Genomic DNA, 16,005 nt, shown 5'->3' on the forward strand with positions numbered 1-16,005 from the left:
CAAGATGGCAGTATTCTTTCAGAGTCTCAAGTTTAGGAGCAAAATTTATGCGCGCCGGTTCATTTGCCCAATTAACTCAAGATAAAGAGAACACAACTCAAGTCACATTTCATTATGTGGAAGGTCACACAGAAACCTTTACTATTCCGATGCCTGCACAAGAATTTCAAGAGGAAGTGCTGCATTTATTAAATCTACCTTGGTTGACTTTTCATTTAGTCGATCAAACGGTTTTTATCTGCACTGCTAGGTTGGTAAAAGTGGAAGTAAAACCGGCCATCCCTCAACTGCAAGGTCAAGGAGTATTCTCTAACTCGCTGCGAGTTAGTACCATGCAGCGGGCTGCTGCTGGTAGATTGCCGATGTCTTAAAAGTAAGGTTCGCAGTAAGAAATTGGGCATTGGGAATCGGGCATTGGGCATTGGAAATATATAATTATTGCCAATTTCTAATAACTATTCCCCATTCCCCATTACCCATTCCCAGTTCCCCATTCCCCATTCCCCATTCCCACTATGTCTGCTGTTAGTTTAATTAGGGCCAATTCATACGATCGCCAAATCTTGCAAGCATCTTTAGAAAGTTTGCTCGCACCTCTGGGCGGAATCTCGGCTTTTGTCAAATCGGGCGATCGGGTTTTACTCAAACCCAATCTCCTGACAGGTTCTCGCCCTACAAAAGAATGCGTCACCCGCCCAGAATTGGTTTACTGTGTGGCTAAAATGGTCATAGAAGCGGGAGGAAAACCGTTTTTAGGCGACAGTCCGGCTTTTGGTAGCGCAATGGGTGTAGCCAAAGCCAACGGTTATTTGCCGCTGTTGGAAGAACTGAATTTGCCAGTAGTTGAGTTTCAAGGAAAACGCTACGAAACTGTCAGCGAAGATTTCAATCATCTGCGAATTTGCAAAGAAGCAATGGAAGCGGATGTCGTGATTAATTTGCCAAAACTAAAATCTCACGTTCAATTAACGGTGACAATGGGCGTGAAAAATTTGTTCGGCTGCGTCCCCGGCAAAATGAAGGCTTGGTGGCACATGGAAGCCGGCAAAGATAGCGCCAGATTCGGTGAAATGCTGGTAGAAACTGCCCGGGCAATTAACCCAAATTTGACGATTTTGGATGGAATTATCGGTCACGAAGGTAACGGGCCAAGCGGCGGCGAACCTAAGTTTTTGGGAATTTTGGGCGCGTCTGATGATGTCTTTGCTTTGGACAGGACTTTAGTTGAAATTATTAATGTAGATCCGGCGGCGGTTCCGACTGTAGCTGCGGCGATGAGATTGGGACTTTGCTCGAATTTAGAGGCGATTGATTTTCCGCTTTTGCAGCCGGAAACTCTCAAGGTTTTGGATTGGAAGCTACCGGAAAGTATGATGCCGATCGACTTTGGTATGCCGCGGGTGGTTAAGTCGGCCTTTAAGCACCTTTATATCCGGTTTATCAAAGAAAAGTTCAGCATCAAGGCTTCGCATTAGCGAAGAGAGAAGGGATAAAATTTCTTTTTTTTATTCCTTCTGCTTCGCCTTAAATTGTAAAGAAATATTATTATTATTATAATTATGTTACAACATATCTATTTATGTAAACTTTTAATAAATTTTTTATAACTCTATGGTTTCAGTAGGTATGCTGTATTAAACCGCATAATGTAACACTATGTAAACAGATTTAAGTCAGCCAGTAGAGATCATTTGGAGACTTTGCCCTCGTTTACCTATGGGCGCTTTTTCGCGCCGATTTACTTCAAGCATTGGTCTCGCCGTATTCGCAACTCGCGCTCATTCTTGCTACATAGGAGCAGTTAGAGGTTTTTACATAAATATAAACACTTATAACAGCCCTTTCTTTAACCAAATTTACCCTAAAGTTGCGCTTTTCTTTATAATTGACCGCTAAATTATAAAGATTGAGTAAAGCTCGGAAAAGGTGATTGACACTTATACGTAGATCGCAGATGATTGCGACATATCAAACAGACCTCACCTTAAATAATAAAGGTCTAATTCAGTTGCTGGCTCCATCTTAAGTATTAGATATCTTCGAAACAGAGTCTGAAATTCTTCTCGTATCAGGCGAAATTTAAATTCGGTAGATGTCGGTTATATCGAGCAACAGCCCTTGCCAAGTAAACCAAAGATTCACTACCGCATCAACAGTAAAAAATTAAAATAAGGAAGTAATTAACCTATGCTTACTAAGAACAATCTGACAATCTTACAGCCACTCAAAGCTAAGCTTTTGCCAAACGGTGAAGTTTTACTCACCCGCAAATTGATTGAAGCAGTTGGTGAGTTAGCTAAGTATTGGTTTGGTTCCATTACGGTGATGATGGAAGAAACCAAAGAAGACAACGACCAGATAGATTCAAAAATATTCAAAGTTGATGAATTGCCATTCCAACTGGAAATAATTTCTTTTGCTAAAATCACCCCAGCTTTACTACATCAGCATCAGAGTTCGCTGGTATTGGCTGTCCCCGAATACAGACAGAACCATATCAGTAAAGTGTGTAAAATAGCGGGAGTACCGTGTATTTACGTGTCCGAATACAGTCTGAAAACTCGGAAACAGATAGTGAATGTGAGTACGAGTAATCCCTTGCTCCGCTTGCGAAAAATTATTTGGACTTACACTCAGGAATATAAGCAGCGCAAGGCGATCGCAATGGCAGATGGATTGCAGTCCAACGGCACCCCTACCTACCAAGAATACAAGCATATCAATCGCAAGCCACTGTTTTTCTTTGACACGCGGATTAGCGAGGAGATGTTAGCAACAGAAGCTGAGATTGAAGGGCGCACTAAAAACCGCTCTCAAGATATGCCTCTGCGGCTAGTATTTTCAGGTCGCCTAATTAAGATGAAAGGAGCAGATCATTTACTTGAGGTCGCTAGAGAACTCAAACAACTGAAGGTGAAATTTGAAATGTTCATCAGTGGTATTGGTGAATTAGAAGAGATGATGCACCAGCAAATAGCTGCCAATCAACTTAATGATTGCGTGAAGATGCTCGGAGTGCCGGACTTTAAAACAGAGTTTTTCCCCTTTGTGAAAAACAATATTGATTTGTTTGTTTGCTGTCACCGGCAGGGCGATCCTTCTTGTACTTACATAGAAACTATGGCTGGTGGCGTGCCCATTGTTGGGTATGCTAACGAAGCATTCCAGGGAATTGCAGAAATGTCGGAGACAGGATGGGTTGTGCCAATGAATCAGCCTAAGCAGATGGCGAAGAAAATTGCAGAACTCAGCCACAACCGGGAAGAAATTAAATTGATGTCGTTGAAGTCGCTGAAGTTTGCTCAACAGCACACATTTGAGAAGACTTTTCAAGCGCGCATAAAACATATGCAGGCTATTGCCTACTCAACGAGGCCTAATCAAGTCACCCAAAGTCCAGTATGTGATGCTCCGGAGATGGTTTAGGCGTACCGTCAACTGCCTTAAGAATCCTTCGGTCTATGATTGAGACTGGTTTCATTAAAGTAGCCACGGAAATTGGAGGTTTTGTAAAGGCAATGGTTGATGTGAGCGATCGCCCTTAGATTTAGATATTTTTTTCGTAATTGCTCAACTAGGGGAAAAAAGGGAGCCATCAATAGAGAGAGCTTGTTGAATAGATTGATAAGCAGTTAAACCTTGACGCTTCCCAGTATTGACAACTGAACGAACGGCAGCTTTCCAAATCTCTGCCCCATTCCGAACGAAAGCCATTAGTCACACGGCAAAATATTACACTCACCCGAATCGCCTGCTCACTACTACATTCGTGACAAGTTAAGACTTTGCTACATTTGTCAATCAGCAATAATACTCAAAATAGTGCTGTTTGAAGAGTGGAAAATTCGCGATTTGGGGTCAGCGGGCATCAATATGGCGCTCCGCACGCTCGCACGAGCGCCCAAGTTTCCGTTTTTCACCCCATATTTGAAGAAAATTTGAGCATAATTGCTGATTGACAAATGCTTCCCTAGTTTAACTTGTCAGCAATGATTTTTGAGGGCTTAATGTTGGGCTTGAATCCTTTAGAGGGTGGAGTGCTGGAATTTTTGCTAGTTTTTTTGGGAGATGGGCCTAGTTTTGGTTGGTCTGTGCTTGCTAACGCTGCGGTTAGTTTTTGGATTTTCTCCCATAGCTCTACTATCAAGACTTCTTTTGCCTCGTTCGATAGCTGTTTTAGGTCTGGGAGTTTTTCCATTCCTTCATCTAATGTCTATCTTGTCTTCTTGTCAAGGGGGTTGAGCAATTACGTGAAAACTGACAATTCACAAAAGTTCGGGAAATTTCAACCATACAATACTTCTTCCACAGGTGGCGTCGCGTCTTTGGGGTCGAACTCTTTGATTTTCAAAGCTTGCAGCAAAAACAGCCAGATATAAAGCGGATTCAAAAAAACATACCGCTGCCAGAGCCGTTTGGGTTCTTTAATCAACCGAAACAGCCATTCCAAACCTATCTTAGATAAAAACTCAGGAGATTTAGCCAAATTACCCGCATGAAAATCGTAAGCAGCACCTACAGCAATCAGCGGCATTGATAAGTCGTCCCGGTATTCGTAAGCCCAGACTTCTTGTCGCGGACACCCCAAACCGACAAAAGTAATTGCTGCACCGCTATCGCGAATTTGCTGCGCAATTTCTTGTTTCTCTTCGGCCGAAACCTTCCTAAATTTAGAAGGCTGAGTTCCAGCAATAATTAACTTGGGAAAACGCTGGCAGAGATTGCGAGATAAAGCCTCCAGTACAGAAGCTTGAGAGCCGTACAAATAGATAGATAATCCTTCTTCTGCCGCACGTTCGCAGATTTGTAACATCGCATTCGGCCCGCAAACTCGATCGGGCAATTCCGTATTGTAAAGCAAATTTAACGCCCACCTGACCGGCTGTCCGTCTGGCAATACTAAATCAATGTGATTGATCCGATAGCGGTGAGTGCTGTCAAGAACCCCAGTCATTACCCCGTGAACCGCTAGAGCCGAAACAGACATTGGTTCTCCGGCGCTGGCTGCCGCAATAATTTTGTTGACAGCAGCTTCATAATTAACGGCATTTACTAATATGCCGAGTACACTTTTTTTCCCTTTATCAATCATGGAACACCTCTTTAAGCCAACGCTCGCCGTTACATTCATAAATCTCCTTTAGAATTTGTTTAACGTTGTATTCAATCGTTTACCACAATTCTCAGCACATTTTCGGTCAATCATTCTACTCCTCTTTCAGCCAACGCTCGCGGTTACATTCATAAATTTCCTGTAGGATTTGTTTAACGTTATATTTCATTTTCCAGTCAGGATAGTGACTGGCGAATTTTGAATTGTCGCTAATCCACCAAATGTGATCGCCCATGCGATTCCCTTCAGCATAAGTCCAATTGAATTTGCGTTCGGCAATTTCCTCCGACATCTGAATGGCTTCTACCATCGAACAGTTGCTGTACCTGCCTCCTCCTGTATTATAAACTTCGCCGCTTCTGGGAGCTTTATAAAATTCATAAAATGCTGCAATTAAATCAGCACTGTGAATGTTATCGCGGACTTGCTTTCCTTTGTAGCCAAACACGGTGTAAGCAGTCCCCATTGCGGCACACTTCATTAAATAAGCTAAAAACCCATGCAATTGAGTACCAGAGTGATTGGGTCCCGTGAGACATCCGCCGCGAAAACAGGCAGTCTTCATATTAAAATAGCGCCCGTATTCCTGCACTAAAACGTCTGCCGCTACTTTAGAAGCACCAAATAAACTGTGTAGCGTCTGGTCAATTGACATATCCTCTCGGATACCCCCTGCGTAGGTATGGTTAGGATCGATTTCCCAACGATGTTCCAATTCTACCAGGGGCAAACGGTTAGGCGTATCGCCGTAAACTTTGTTAGTTGAAGTAAAAATAAACGGAGCTTCTATTGCATATTGCCTGGTAGATTCTAAAAGATTGAGAGTCCCGTTGGCATTAACAGTAAAATCTGTGAGAGGCTCCCGCGCTGCCCAATCGTGAGAGGGCTGAGCTGCGGTATGAATTACTAACTTAATATCGGAACCATACTGCTTAAAAACCTTGGCAATTGCTTCACCATCCCGGATATCTACTTCGACATGGTGATATTTGTCTTTTAAGGAATGTTCGAGCCGCTCCCTATTCCAAGTGGTAGATGCTTCGTCGCCAAAAAATACGCGGCGCATATCATTGTCAATTCCTACCACGTCTAATCCCTGTTTAGCAAAGAACTTACACGCCTCCGAGCCAATTAAACCCGCCGATCCAGTAATGATTGCAACGCTCACGTTTCACCGCCTGAAAAAATAGAGTTTTCTTTGTTTTGCGAGATCGAATAAATCAGAATTTATCCTGATTTCCCCTCGAATACATCTTGGCACAATTCGGCAAAGAATTTACCTTTTATATTCCAATCATAGATTTCCCTGACGCGCTTTTGACCGGCTCGACCCAAGCGATCTCGCAATTCACGATCGTGCGCTAAACATACTATAGCCTCTGCTAGACCTTTCACAGCGCGATCGGGGTCAGTAGCAGCCACTTTAATGCCAGTTTCAGCAGTCACTTGAGTCGCAGGGCCGCCCAAATCCAAACAAATCGTCGGACGGCCAACTCCCATCATTTCCGTGCAGACAAAACCGCCAGAGTCGTGCAAACTGGGATGGAGGAGAACGTGAGACTCCGCCATTTTAGAAAGAGTTTCAGTGCGCGGTAAAGCTCCCCAAAAATGTACTTTATTTGCCAGTCCCAATTCTGTTACCAAAGCTTCTAAACGCTGTCTTTCCGGGCCGTCTCCGACAATCCAATATTCCGATTGTTCTACCTTCGCCTCCGCAAATGCACGGAGTCCCAAGTGCACCCCTTTCCAGTGTAATAGACGACCGACGCTGATAAATCTAATTGGTCGATCCGGCGGGGTTGGAAATTTTTCTAGTTCCTGAATTTCCTGCTGCGACAAACCGACTTGCGAGAAAATTTTCACGTTTTTTGCTTTGAGAAATCGCAGTCTGGCTGCTGTTTCTTCGGTAGTGGCTAGGGCCACCGCACTGCGGCGCGCCGTCAGCCCCACAAACGGATCGCGTTCTCCTGCGCTTTGAGCCAATGCTCGCAGCGTTTCGTAAATTTTGCCCCGGCGGCTAAAATCTTGCCAAAAAGGCTTTGGTGCTGCTTCTGCACCCCCCACAGGCCCCCAAATAAAAGGATGCGGCAACAGCGCCAGGAAACTTGGAGACCAATGTTTGACATAAGTTACGTGGTGTACTATGTCAAAACCGATTTCGCGATCGAGCTTTCGAGCGATAAAATAAGCCCAGATTTGCCACAAATAGTAGTGAAGTTGCAGCAATCCCTGTTTTCCCTTCCAATCTTCGCTCCACCCGAACGGATCGAAATAAACAAAGTGCAGATTGGGCACTGGATTGCGTTCTAGTTCTGCTTCAATGTACGATCGACAAAACGTGCGAGTAAACACCCAACTTTCGTGATGTTTAGCAGCTTGGATAACAGTATTCCATCCTACTCCCTCTTCGGAACCCAGATTTGGTTCGCAAGCAAAGGCAGATAATAAAACTTTCATTGTTAATTGGTAATTGGTAATCGGGCATCGGGCATCGGGCTTTGGAGGTAAAATCTGGAAAATTATTGGTAACAAATAACGAATAACCAGTAACTAATAACAACTGTCAACCGTCAACTGTCAACTGTCAACTGACTTCATCAAAAAAGATGTAACTTCGATATAAGCTTTTGCTGCTGTTTCAGGACTTTTTTGAGAAATTAGCTGTCGCGAACTCTCTCCCATCGATTCTATCAAATCAGGACTATCTATAAAAATCCGCATTTTTTCGGACAACTCCTTAGCATTGGCAGGATCGAAAATATAACCGTTTTCCCCTTCCGCGATTAACTCGCAGGAAGCTGCACCGTTAGAACACAATACCGGTTTCCCAAACACCATCGCTTCCGGTACAACCATTCCCCACACATCCTCAAAAGTAGGAAACACAAAAATATCAGCTTGCTGAAAATAACCTCCCAAACTTCCGTAATCAACCCATCCCACCCAGTTTACTTGCTCTGAGAAATCTTGCTCTTTAATAAAAGCTTCCAACTCATCTCGCTGGTCGCCCTTGCCAACAATTAATAAAGTATAATCAGAATATCCCTGCTTTTTGAGCATGGCACAAGCTTCTAACAGTGTCTTAATTCCTTTTCTAGCTGTGATCCTTCCCACATATAAAAAAATTGGCCGTTTGATATCTAAATTTAGCGGCTTTGTTGTTGCCAAAGGTTTCAGCAGCGTTTCGGCATCTGGAACTAAATAAGTTCTAGTAAAAACTTTATCTTCCGGTGCATTGAGAACTTCCACCAAATATCTTTTCCCTGCTTGGCTGTTAGAAACAAAAGCATCGGCAAACTTAGCTAGAATGCGTCTTGCGTATGTCCGAAAACTCGAATCTCGAAAATCTGTGTTCGGGGAACTGCCATCATAAATAATTGCAACTCGCCATTGACAAAGCGGTTTGAGCAGGATAACCAAGACAGTCCACAAAGAAAAAGCTTGAGGAAAAACTACTTGAGGTCTAAATTTAAGCAAGTGACCGATTATACTAGGCGACACTGCGATAAAACCGCGATCGTACCCTGTTTCTATTTTTTGGGTCTCGACAAATTTCGTCTCCCCTACCAACTGAATTGCTGATGCTCCCGGTAGCGTCGGATCGAACCCTGACCAAACGCGACCAGTATAAAACACGGTATTCTTAAATACTTTTGTAAATTCTCTCAATACTGGCTGCCAATATGCACCCAATTCTACTTCTGGAACCAGCCAAGCGACGCGCAAATCACCTCGATCTACCATCCTATTCACCTTCGGTTTTGTTTTTAGTTAATCCCAGCTTGCTCAAAACAGAAAACCAAACCAACCTTCTATAAGGTAGCAACCAATACATTGGCCAGAATAAACCACCGTGACGCTGAGCAAATACTTTCCACTCTTCCCAGGGTTGAAGGGTAGCATCTTTAAAAGCTAAACCCTTGGGTTGGTTCATTTTTTGCAAGCCTTCACTCATATTGGCGGCCGCTATTTTTGTTGACTGCGGATTGGGCGAACAGGTTCCTTGATAGCCCGGAGCTATCCAAACTGTACAGCCTTTTTGTCGGGCCCGCAGCCCGTATTCCCAATCTGATAAATAATGAATAAAGGCTGGATCGAGATTACCAACAAGTTCAACGACGCTGCGGGGAATTAACACGCAGTTACCATTCATGCTGTCACAAGGCTGAGCTGCTTTTGTAGGTTCGAGGAAGCGAAATTTAAAGGGAAGTAATGGTGTAATTTTGACTATGCCGCCGTAAGTAAAATCACTGGTTTCAGGATCGCGAGTAGAGCCGGCGACGATCGCCTTTTTTTCTCCTTTTTTAATTAGCTCGCTACTGGTTGTCAGCAGGACGTTTAAAGCTTCTGGATCGAGCACGGTGTCGTCGTTGAGCCAGAGATAGTAGTCTGGATCGTCTTTCATGGCTTCGCTGAAAGCAACACGCATTCCTCCATTCCAAAATAAGTTACCATCTCCGGCAAAAATCTTGACTTGAGGATATGTTTGCTGTACTGCTTCGGCTGTGCCATCGGTGCTGCCGTCATCTACCAGATAAGCATTGAGTGCAATTTCACTTGTTAATATTTGCTTAAACAGCGACTCTAGAGTGGCCAAAGTCTTTAACTTGCGGTTATGGCAAGTCATCAGGACTGCTATACTTATCTGCTCCATCTCTATCAAATATTTGGCTGTTCGTGAAAAATTGGTATAAAATTGTCCTCTGGCGATCGACAATGCCGATCGATTTCGAGTCCTATACAATTATTAACTCAATTTGTCCCAACTATCAATATATTTACTCAATCATTTATTTTTTGATTTTCCAGCTTTGTCCCGAGTCTAATTTCTTAAGAAGTTATTGTAGCAATCAACACGTCGCACTCTCCGAAAATATACCAATAAATACCCAAAAACTGGCATTCTCTATACCTTACAAGTGATACGTTTAGTTAGTTTGACCTAGTTAGCAGCTTGGCTAACTTCTTCATAAAGTTTTTTGTACTCGCGAGCTTGCACTTCTAATGTAAACTTTGCTTCAACTTTCAAGCGAGCGTTGCGACAAAGCTTTTGGTGTCGCTCTGAATCTTCTAGCACCCAAGCAATCCCTCGCGCTAAATCCTCACTATCATAAGGTTGAGCTAAATAGCCATTTTGCTCGCGATCGACAATATCTTTTAATCCCGTCACATCAAAAGCCACCACAGGCGTACCGCAAGCGAGCGCTTCCGATGCCGTCTGACCAAAAGCTTCGTACCGCGACGGTACAACCATCACATCAGCCGCGGCATAAACTTTTGCTAAATTTTCATCTTCCAACCTGCCTAAATAATGAATTTTAAAACCAACATCGATCGGACTTTCAGGCTCAGAAGAACCAAAAACCAAAAGTTCAATTTTATCTTGCCATCCCGACTTACTGAGGCTTTGCAAAGCCGGAACTAGCAACGGAAAACCCTTCCAGCGATCGCCCGTTCCCTCCATCGCCCCAAACAACACCAACTGTTTATTTTGAGGCAAATTCAAACTATCTCTCACCTGCGGGCGGTTCAGCGGTTTGTAGAGTTCAGCATCAAGACCATTAGCAATTACTTTAACTGGATATTTTTCAAACAAAGAACTAGATTTCGCACATTCAGCCAACCAATGACTCGGAGTTACCAAAGTCAGATCCAAATTTTGCCAAGATGACGCTTTTCGCTGCCAAATCCAACGAGAAATATCAGTATCTTTAGTGCTGTGAAGTTGCGGACAAGCACCGCAAGAATTCATGTAGCGATCGCAATTTTCACTGTAGTGACATCCACCCGTAAACGCCCACATATCGTGCAGCGTCCAAACCACCGGTTTATTAAACTTGGCGAGGGTTTCAATCTGCATATAACCTTCACAAACCCAGTGCAAATTAATCACATCTGGGTTTATTTTGGCAACTTCCGATGCCAAGGAATCCGGCACCCATTGCGGCGAAAAAATTACCTTACCTAGTTTTGGATAAAGTTTTAACGGCAATCTATTTAATTTAGGTCTGAGACTCTTAAACTTTTCTCCGAATTTTGTCGGCATCAACCGCACAGTTTCATCATTACTAGACTTATAACCAGCCAAAATCTGGGAATTTACCGCGATACTTTGCAAACCCTCGTGCAGGCGATAAGTCGCCCTCGCAGCACCACCTTTAACATCGTAATTACTTACCAGCAAAACTTTCATCAAAACATCCTTAACTCATGCTTACTTACTTTTTCAAAAATTGTTGAATTTTTCGCTGTACTTTCTTGACAAATTTCGGATCGTAATCATATAAACTATCCTGAGTGAAGTTATCGGCTTGCGCGTCCCGAATCACAAACGGAGGATGTTTCAGAGGAAAGGCGATCGGTTCAACAGGCATATTATTATAAGGACTGCTGAGGTCATCCGTGTGAGTTCCCCCCGTTCCGTGTCCGATATTTGCAGCTAAATTGACATTAGACAAAATATTCAAACCATTTTGAATAAAACTAGCAAACGTCCACTGAAAATCCCAAGTATCAATAGCTTTTTCGTAACACAACTGACAAGTTTTCGTCCAGATTTTGGCAGCATGAGCATCTCCCAATACATCCATCAAAAAATTGCCATCCCGAACTTGGGGCCACAACTTCATATCTAAATCGTAATGCTGCCAAGCTCGCCTCCAACTCGCCCAACTCCAGCAGTGAGTGTAGCGAGAAAAGTAGTAACTGAAATCAGTTCGCTGCTTTCCAAATTGAACATTTTGTCCAGATATTGACATAATTCGTTCGTCGTATCGGTAGCGTTCTAGCAACTCTTCTGCAAAGTAGAAAAATGTACGGTCAGGCAAACAATCATCCTCAATAATAATCGCCTCTTCCACCGTATCAAACACCCAATCTAGGCCGCTAGAAACTCGCTGGCGACAGCCCAAATTAGTCTCGGCATAATTCTGCAAAACTTCGCATTCCCAATCCACCTGCTCAATAATAGCGCGAGCAGCAGCGCATTGCCGGTCTTCTCCCGGTCTGTCCGGCCGCGGCCCGTCAGCAACTACTAACAATTTAGACGGCTTGACTTTGCGGATTTCTGCGAATACTCTCTGAGTTTCTTCAGGACGTTTGAAAATAATAAACGCGACGGGGGTTTTTAATTGTCGATCGAACATTTACACAACTCCAGTATGCTAATTGCTGACAACACTTGTGACTTTCGACAATCTCCTTTTTAGACCAGAAACCCTATTGTCAAACATATCCAAAACAGTTTTAGAAATATTGCGTTTTGGTATTCCTACATAACCCGCAGCATATTTAGTAAACTGCTCTCCTACAGGCAAGTTCCAAAAATCAGATTGGGGATTAGCAACTTGTGCAAAAAGTCGCTTAATCCCGTATCCTTTTTCGGCTGGTAAATGCCACACATCCATTTTTAAATCAGCCTCAGTTGCCGTATAAATTATCGGCGATGTCCACACTCGGTTAAAGTAAGCATTGCCGCTGCTGCGAGCATATCCCAGCTTATTGTAAATGTAGGTGAGCATCTGCTCTTCTGTATTAAATTTTGTCTTACCTTCGGCAAATCTTTGCAAGCAAGTCTGCCAGATTGAGTCTACTTCGTCGGACAATATTTTAATGTGCTTGCCACTTCCTACGATAAATTCTGCACCAAAATACTTGGGAGGCTCATCTACTTTATAGCCTAATTCTTCATAAATTTTCTGCATTTCTCGCCTGCTTAAACCGCTGATTTTTTTATCTTCAGGCTCGTACAAATCGTAGGTTGCTAAACCTTGTTTTTCAATATCGGCAATTATGCGATCGGCTGAGTTTACCCATACGCAGTCAGAGTCTAAAGCGATACAGCGATCGTTTAACTCAGAATTATTTTTTAAGTATTTAATAATATCAAACTTAAAAAATGTACTTCTGAAGGCGTGGTAGTATTCAAGCGGTGGCTGATAGGTAAATGGGATCTGGACAACTTTAACTCCCATTTTGTCGAAAAACTCAACGGTATTAAAGCTTTCAATATTTGGAACGCGATCGGCATTCGTAAATAAGATATGCTCAGCTTCCGGGTTATTTTTAACGCTAGAAGCAAAATATACCACCGCACACCGCCAGTAAACTGATTGAAATTTTTCCGATGAGGATTTAGCATCAGATCCCTGGGGATATTTACTTTCCTGGCCTTCTTCATCACAGCACATTCCAGTAACTATGTAAACAGAGCCGCTGTTGTTCATGGCGTATATCTCCTGTTGTTTTTATTAAAATTTGAGGTTAATTAAAAGCGTGAAGCGGAGCTATCTTCCCGCAGGAGTTCCCAAAGGATAAGGTAGGGAATCGCCCATCATGTGAAAATAGAAATCCAATCGCTTGAGAATCATTTCTGACGCAATATGTGCTAAGTTACTCAAGCTAGTCTGAAGTGGCAAATATCGATAGCGAAACGAAGACAGTCTGGGGTCTGATTCTTGATATAAAATATCTTGAGCAAAGTTTCCCCACCTTTCCTCGATCATATCGATCGTCATACCAGCGTGACCCGACGGTAATAGCATATTGGAACCGTGAATGCCAATTGCCAACCGACTTTCTGAGTAAACCCGACACATTTCTCGCTCAGTTGTTTCATCAAACTTATCCACCCTAAAATCTTCAATCCACTCAGGAAAATTAGTGCTTCTCCCTAAACCTGCCACTGCAAATTTAGCTGAAGGAAGCAGTTTTTTCATTTTTGCAAAAAACCTCCGCACGTTCCAATTTTGAACAGTTAAAGGAATTTGCAGCAGCTTTAGCTTTCTGCAAACTTGAAACAGCAATTTATTGCACCACAGACGATCTTCCCGCCAAACAAAAGTAATTTTATATTCTGATTTGTTAAAGTCATGTTTGGCAACTCCGGTAAATTTACTAATATCAAATCGACTGGGGTGAGAATAGGCTTCACTTACATAAACTTCATCAAAGCGTTCTAACTGTTTGCTGACAAACTCGTCAAAACTTGGATAGTAACACTGACCGTTTTTCAGTGATATAGGGACTGTCCAGACTTCGGCAACTCCTTGGGGAACCATCCACCTCATAAATTTTTGGACTATGACAATCAAACCCAAATCTGGGTGAGATTCTAAATGCCTCTGTGCGTTCAGCAACTTTAAAAGGCTGTGTCCGTAAAGATAATCAATGCAGTTTAATACGATTACGCGATCGTAAGATTTGAAAATTTCTTGAGAAATTTCTAGCTGTTCGGCTTGAGGATTTTGCAGAGAGTTGAGCAAAGGTTTTGCTAAAAATTCTTCCGCATATTTGTCATCACCAAAAGTTTTTCCTTGAGCTAAGTTAATGCTGTAAGCAGTTTTAGCAGCGTGGCCAATTCTCAACTCGTCAATGATTTCGCCGCCTGCGGGAGATTCAGACACAACACAGACGCGGGCACCTTGCCACAATACTTTTACAGGTTTGAGTATTTTGCCAGAATAGGGACAATTCGATCGATGTTGGAGCTTGGGTTTAATTTCAATCATTTGATCAATCCTATCAGCCTGGAAGCCGCCTTGTATAAATTTAGCGAATTTAGGATGAAATTACCAAAAGGTCTCAGTTCTTTAATCAAAAAATTGACTAAAATAATTACATATACATAAGTGATCAAAGTAGCCGCTGTTGCTCCAAAAGCTCCATATTTAGGAATCAGTAGAGAATTCAATACTATATTAAAGATTGAGCCAATAACTGTCAAGTAAAGACCGTATCGCAGTTGACCTTCTAAGGCAAAATAGGCATTTCTAGCTATACCGAAGTTACTGCCAAATTGAGCCCAGACGTAGATGGACAGCACCCTGGCTGAAGCTGCATATTGCTCGCCGTAAAGAGTCTGGACTATGAAAGGAGCCAGCAGAGAGATTGGCACGGCTACCCCCAGCCACAACAATAACATAGCATCCGAGTAAATCTGAAACTTGTTTAGGTATTCAGCATAATTTTTTTCTCTTAACTGTGCGAGTTTCGGAAAAATAGAAGAAGCGATAATCACCGGCAAGAAATCACATATTTCCGATAGTTTGACTGCAACTGCATAATATCCCAACTCAGTTTTATCTATAGAACCGAGCATAATCTGATCGATTTTGGAATAAATAAAAACCGCCAAGCTCGACAGCACCAGCGGCCAACTTTCCTGAAGCAATTGTTTGCCTCGCTGCCAACTGACTCGCCACAGCTTGAAATCATTTCCCTTGCTTTGATAGACAATGGCGATCGCCACTCCCGCCAATGCCACCTCTCCCAACCTCAGCCAAGCAAAAGCAATCAGCGGTGCTTTGATTTGAATCAATCCGATTCTGAGTCCTGCAACCAGTAATGATACGCAATTCTTAGCAACAACCGTATACTTAGATTGAACTTGCGACTGAAACCAAAAATTTATTGTTTCAAAGGACTGAAAAATAGTTCCGGCGGCAATGATCCCCACCAGCCAACGAGTTAAACTGTCATTGGGATTTTGTATCGAAATTACTGTCACCGTTAGCAGTAAAGTGATGATTCCGCCTGCTAATTGTATAGCAAAAGCAGTCCCCAGAGTCTCTTCTTTGCAGTCTGGATTGCGAGCAACATCGCGCACTACCAGAGTACCCAATCCCATCGTGGCCACCGAGGCAAACAGGGAAACAAAGGCGATCGCGTAATTGAGCAAGCCAAATTGTGCCGGGCCCAGATATCGAGCTACCCACACTCCCACAAACAGACCCAGAGCCATCTGCAAAATTTGGTCGGTCAACAGCCAAGCCAGATTGCCAAGTACCTGGCGGAGGCCGGGGCCGAGCTTTTGACTGACCGCATTTAGCTTATCTAACATCAGAAAGTTTTTAGTCCTTATCGAGAATCAGTATATTTGCTTAGGACAGGAA

At 43.0% G+C, this 16,005-nt stretch carries 13 protein-coding genes; 3 read left to right on the forward strand and 10 right to left on the reverse strand.

All coding sequences use genetic code 11. The features are described from left to right. Window positions 1-47: 47 nt before the first annotated feature. From QUB70_RS00740 to QUB70_RS00750, 3 genes are all read left to right on the forward strand, one after another. Complete coding sequence (locus tag QUB70_RS00740; RefSeq protein ID WP_332977819.1) at window positions 48-371, forward strand: hypothetical protein; 324 nt, start codon at window positions 48-50, stop codon at window positions 369-371. A gap of 144 nt (window positions 372-515) precedes the next feature. Next, the gene (locus QUB70_RS00745; RefSeq protein WP_332977820.1) at window positions 516-1,475 is read left to right on the forward strand and encodes a DUF362 domain-containing protein; all 960 of its coding nucleotides are present in this window, start codon (window positions 516-518) and stop codon (window positions 1,473-1,475) included. A gap of 712 nt (window positions 1,476-2,187) precedes the next feature. Then, window positions 2,188-3,426, forward strand: a complete 1,239-nt coding sequence (locus tag QUB70_RS00750; RefSeq protein ID WP_332977821.1) for a glycosyltransferase — start codon at window positions 2,188-2,190, stop codon at window positions 3,424-3,426. 859 nt (window positions 3,427-4,285) lie between these two features. Here the strand turns inward: QUB70_RS00750 and QUB70_RS00755 are convergent. The 10 genes from QUB70_RS00755 to QUB70_RS00800 form a co-directional block, all read right to left on the reverse strand. Next, complete coding sequence (locus QUB70_RS00755) at window positions 4,286-5,131, reverse strand: WecB/TagA/CpsF family glycosyltransferase (RefSeq protein WP_332977822.1); 846 nt, start codon at window positions 5,129-5,131, stop codon at window positions 4,286-4,288. Between the two features lie 76 nt (window positions 5,132-5,207). After that, complete coding sequence (locus QUB70_RS00760; RefSeq protein WP_332977824.1) at window positions 5,208-6,281, reverse strand: NAD-dependent epimerase/dehydratase family protein; 1,074 nt, start codon at window positions 6,279-6,281, stop codon at window positions 5,208-5,210. 59 nt (window positions 6,282-6,340) lie between these two features. Continuing rightward, window positions 6,341-7,570 carry a glycosyltransferase family 4 protein gene (locus tag QUB70_RS00765; RefSeq protein ID WP_332977825.1) on the reverse strand — a complete coding sequence of 410 codons (1,230 nt, stop codon included), beginning with the start codon at window positions 7,568-7,570 and terminating at the stop codon, window positions 6,341-6,343. Window positions 7,571-7,690: 120 nt separating this feature from the next. Further along, entirely contained in the window at window positions 7,691-8,857 is a 1,167-nt protein-coding gene (locus QUB70_RS00770) for a glycosyltransferase family 4 protein (protein ID WP_332977826.1), read from the reverse strand. 1 nt (window position 8,858) lies between these two features. Then, window positions 8,859-9,857 carry a glycosyltransferase family 2 protein gene (locus tag QUB70_RS00775; RefSeq protein WP_332977827.1) on the reverse strand — a complete coding sequence of 333 codons (999 nt, stop codon included), beginning with the start codon at window positions 9,855-9,857 and terminating at the stop codon, window positions 8,859-8,861. A gap of 198 nt (window positions 9,858-10,055) precedes the next feature. Continuing rightward, window positions 10,056-11,306, reverse strand: a complete 1,251-nt coding sequence (locus QUB70_RS00780) for a glycosyltransferase family 4 protein (RefSeq protein ID WP_332977828.1) — start codon at window positions 11,304-11,306, stop codon at window positions 10,056-10,058. A gap of 25 nt (window positions 11,307-11,331) precedes the next feature. Next, a complete protein-coding gene (locus QUB70_RS00785) occupies window positions 11,332-12,258 on the reverse strand; it encodes a glycosyltransferase family 2 protein (RefSeq protein WP_332977829.1) in 927 nt (308 codons plus the stop codon). 18 nt (window positions 12,259-12,276) lie between these two features. Next, the gene (locus tag QUB70_RS00790) at window positions 12,277-13,338 is read right to left on the reverse strand and encodes a hypothetical protein (RefSeq protein ID WP_332977830.1); all 1,062 of its coding nucleotides are present in this window, start codon (window positions 13,336-13,338) and stop codon (window positions 12,277-12,279) included. A gap of 60 nt (window positions 13,339-13,398) precedes the next feature. Beyond that, window positions 13,399-14,622: a hypothetical protein gene (locus QUB70_RS00795; protein WP_332977831.1), complete on the reverse strand. Its 1,224-nt coding sequence runs from the start codon at window positions 14,620-14,622 to the stop codon at window positions 13,399-13,401. Then, window positions 14,619-15,953, reverse strand: a complete 1,335-nt coding sequence (locus QUB70_RS00800; protein WP_332977832.1) for a flippase — start codon at window positions 15,951-15,953, stop codon at window positions 14,619-14,621. Before QUB70_RS00800 ends, QUB70_RS00795 begins: the two co-directional genes overlap by 4 nt. Window positions 15,954-16,005 lie beyond the last annotated feature (52 nt).

Source organism: Microcoleus sp. A003_D6, from assembly GCF_036702825.1.
In the GTDB taxonomy this organism is placed as follows: Bacteria; Cyanobacteriota; Cyanobacteriia; order Cyanobacteriales; family Microcoleaceae; genus Microcoleus.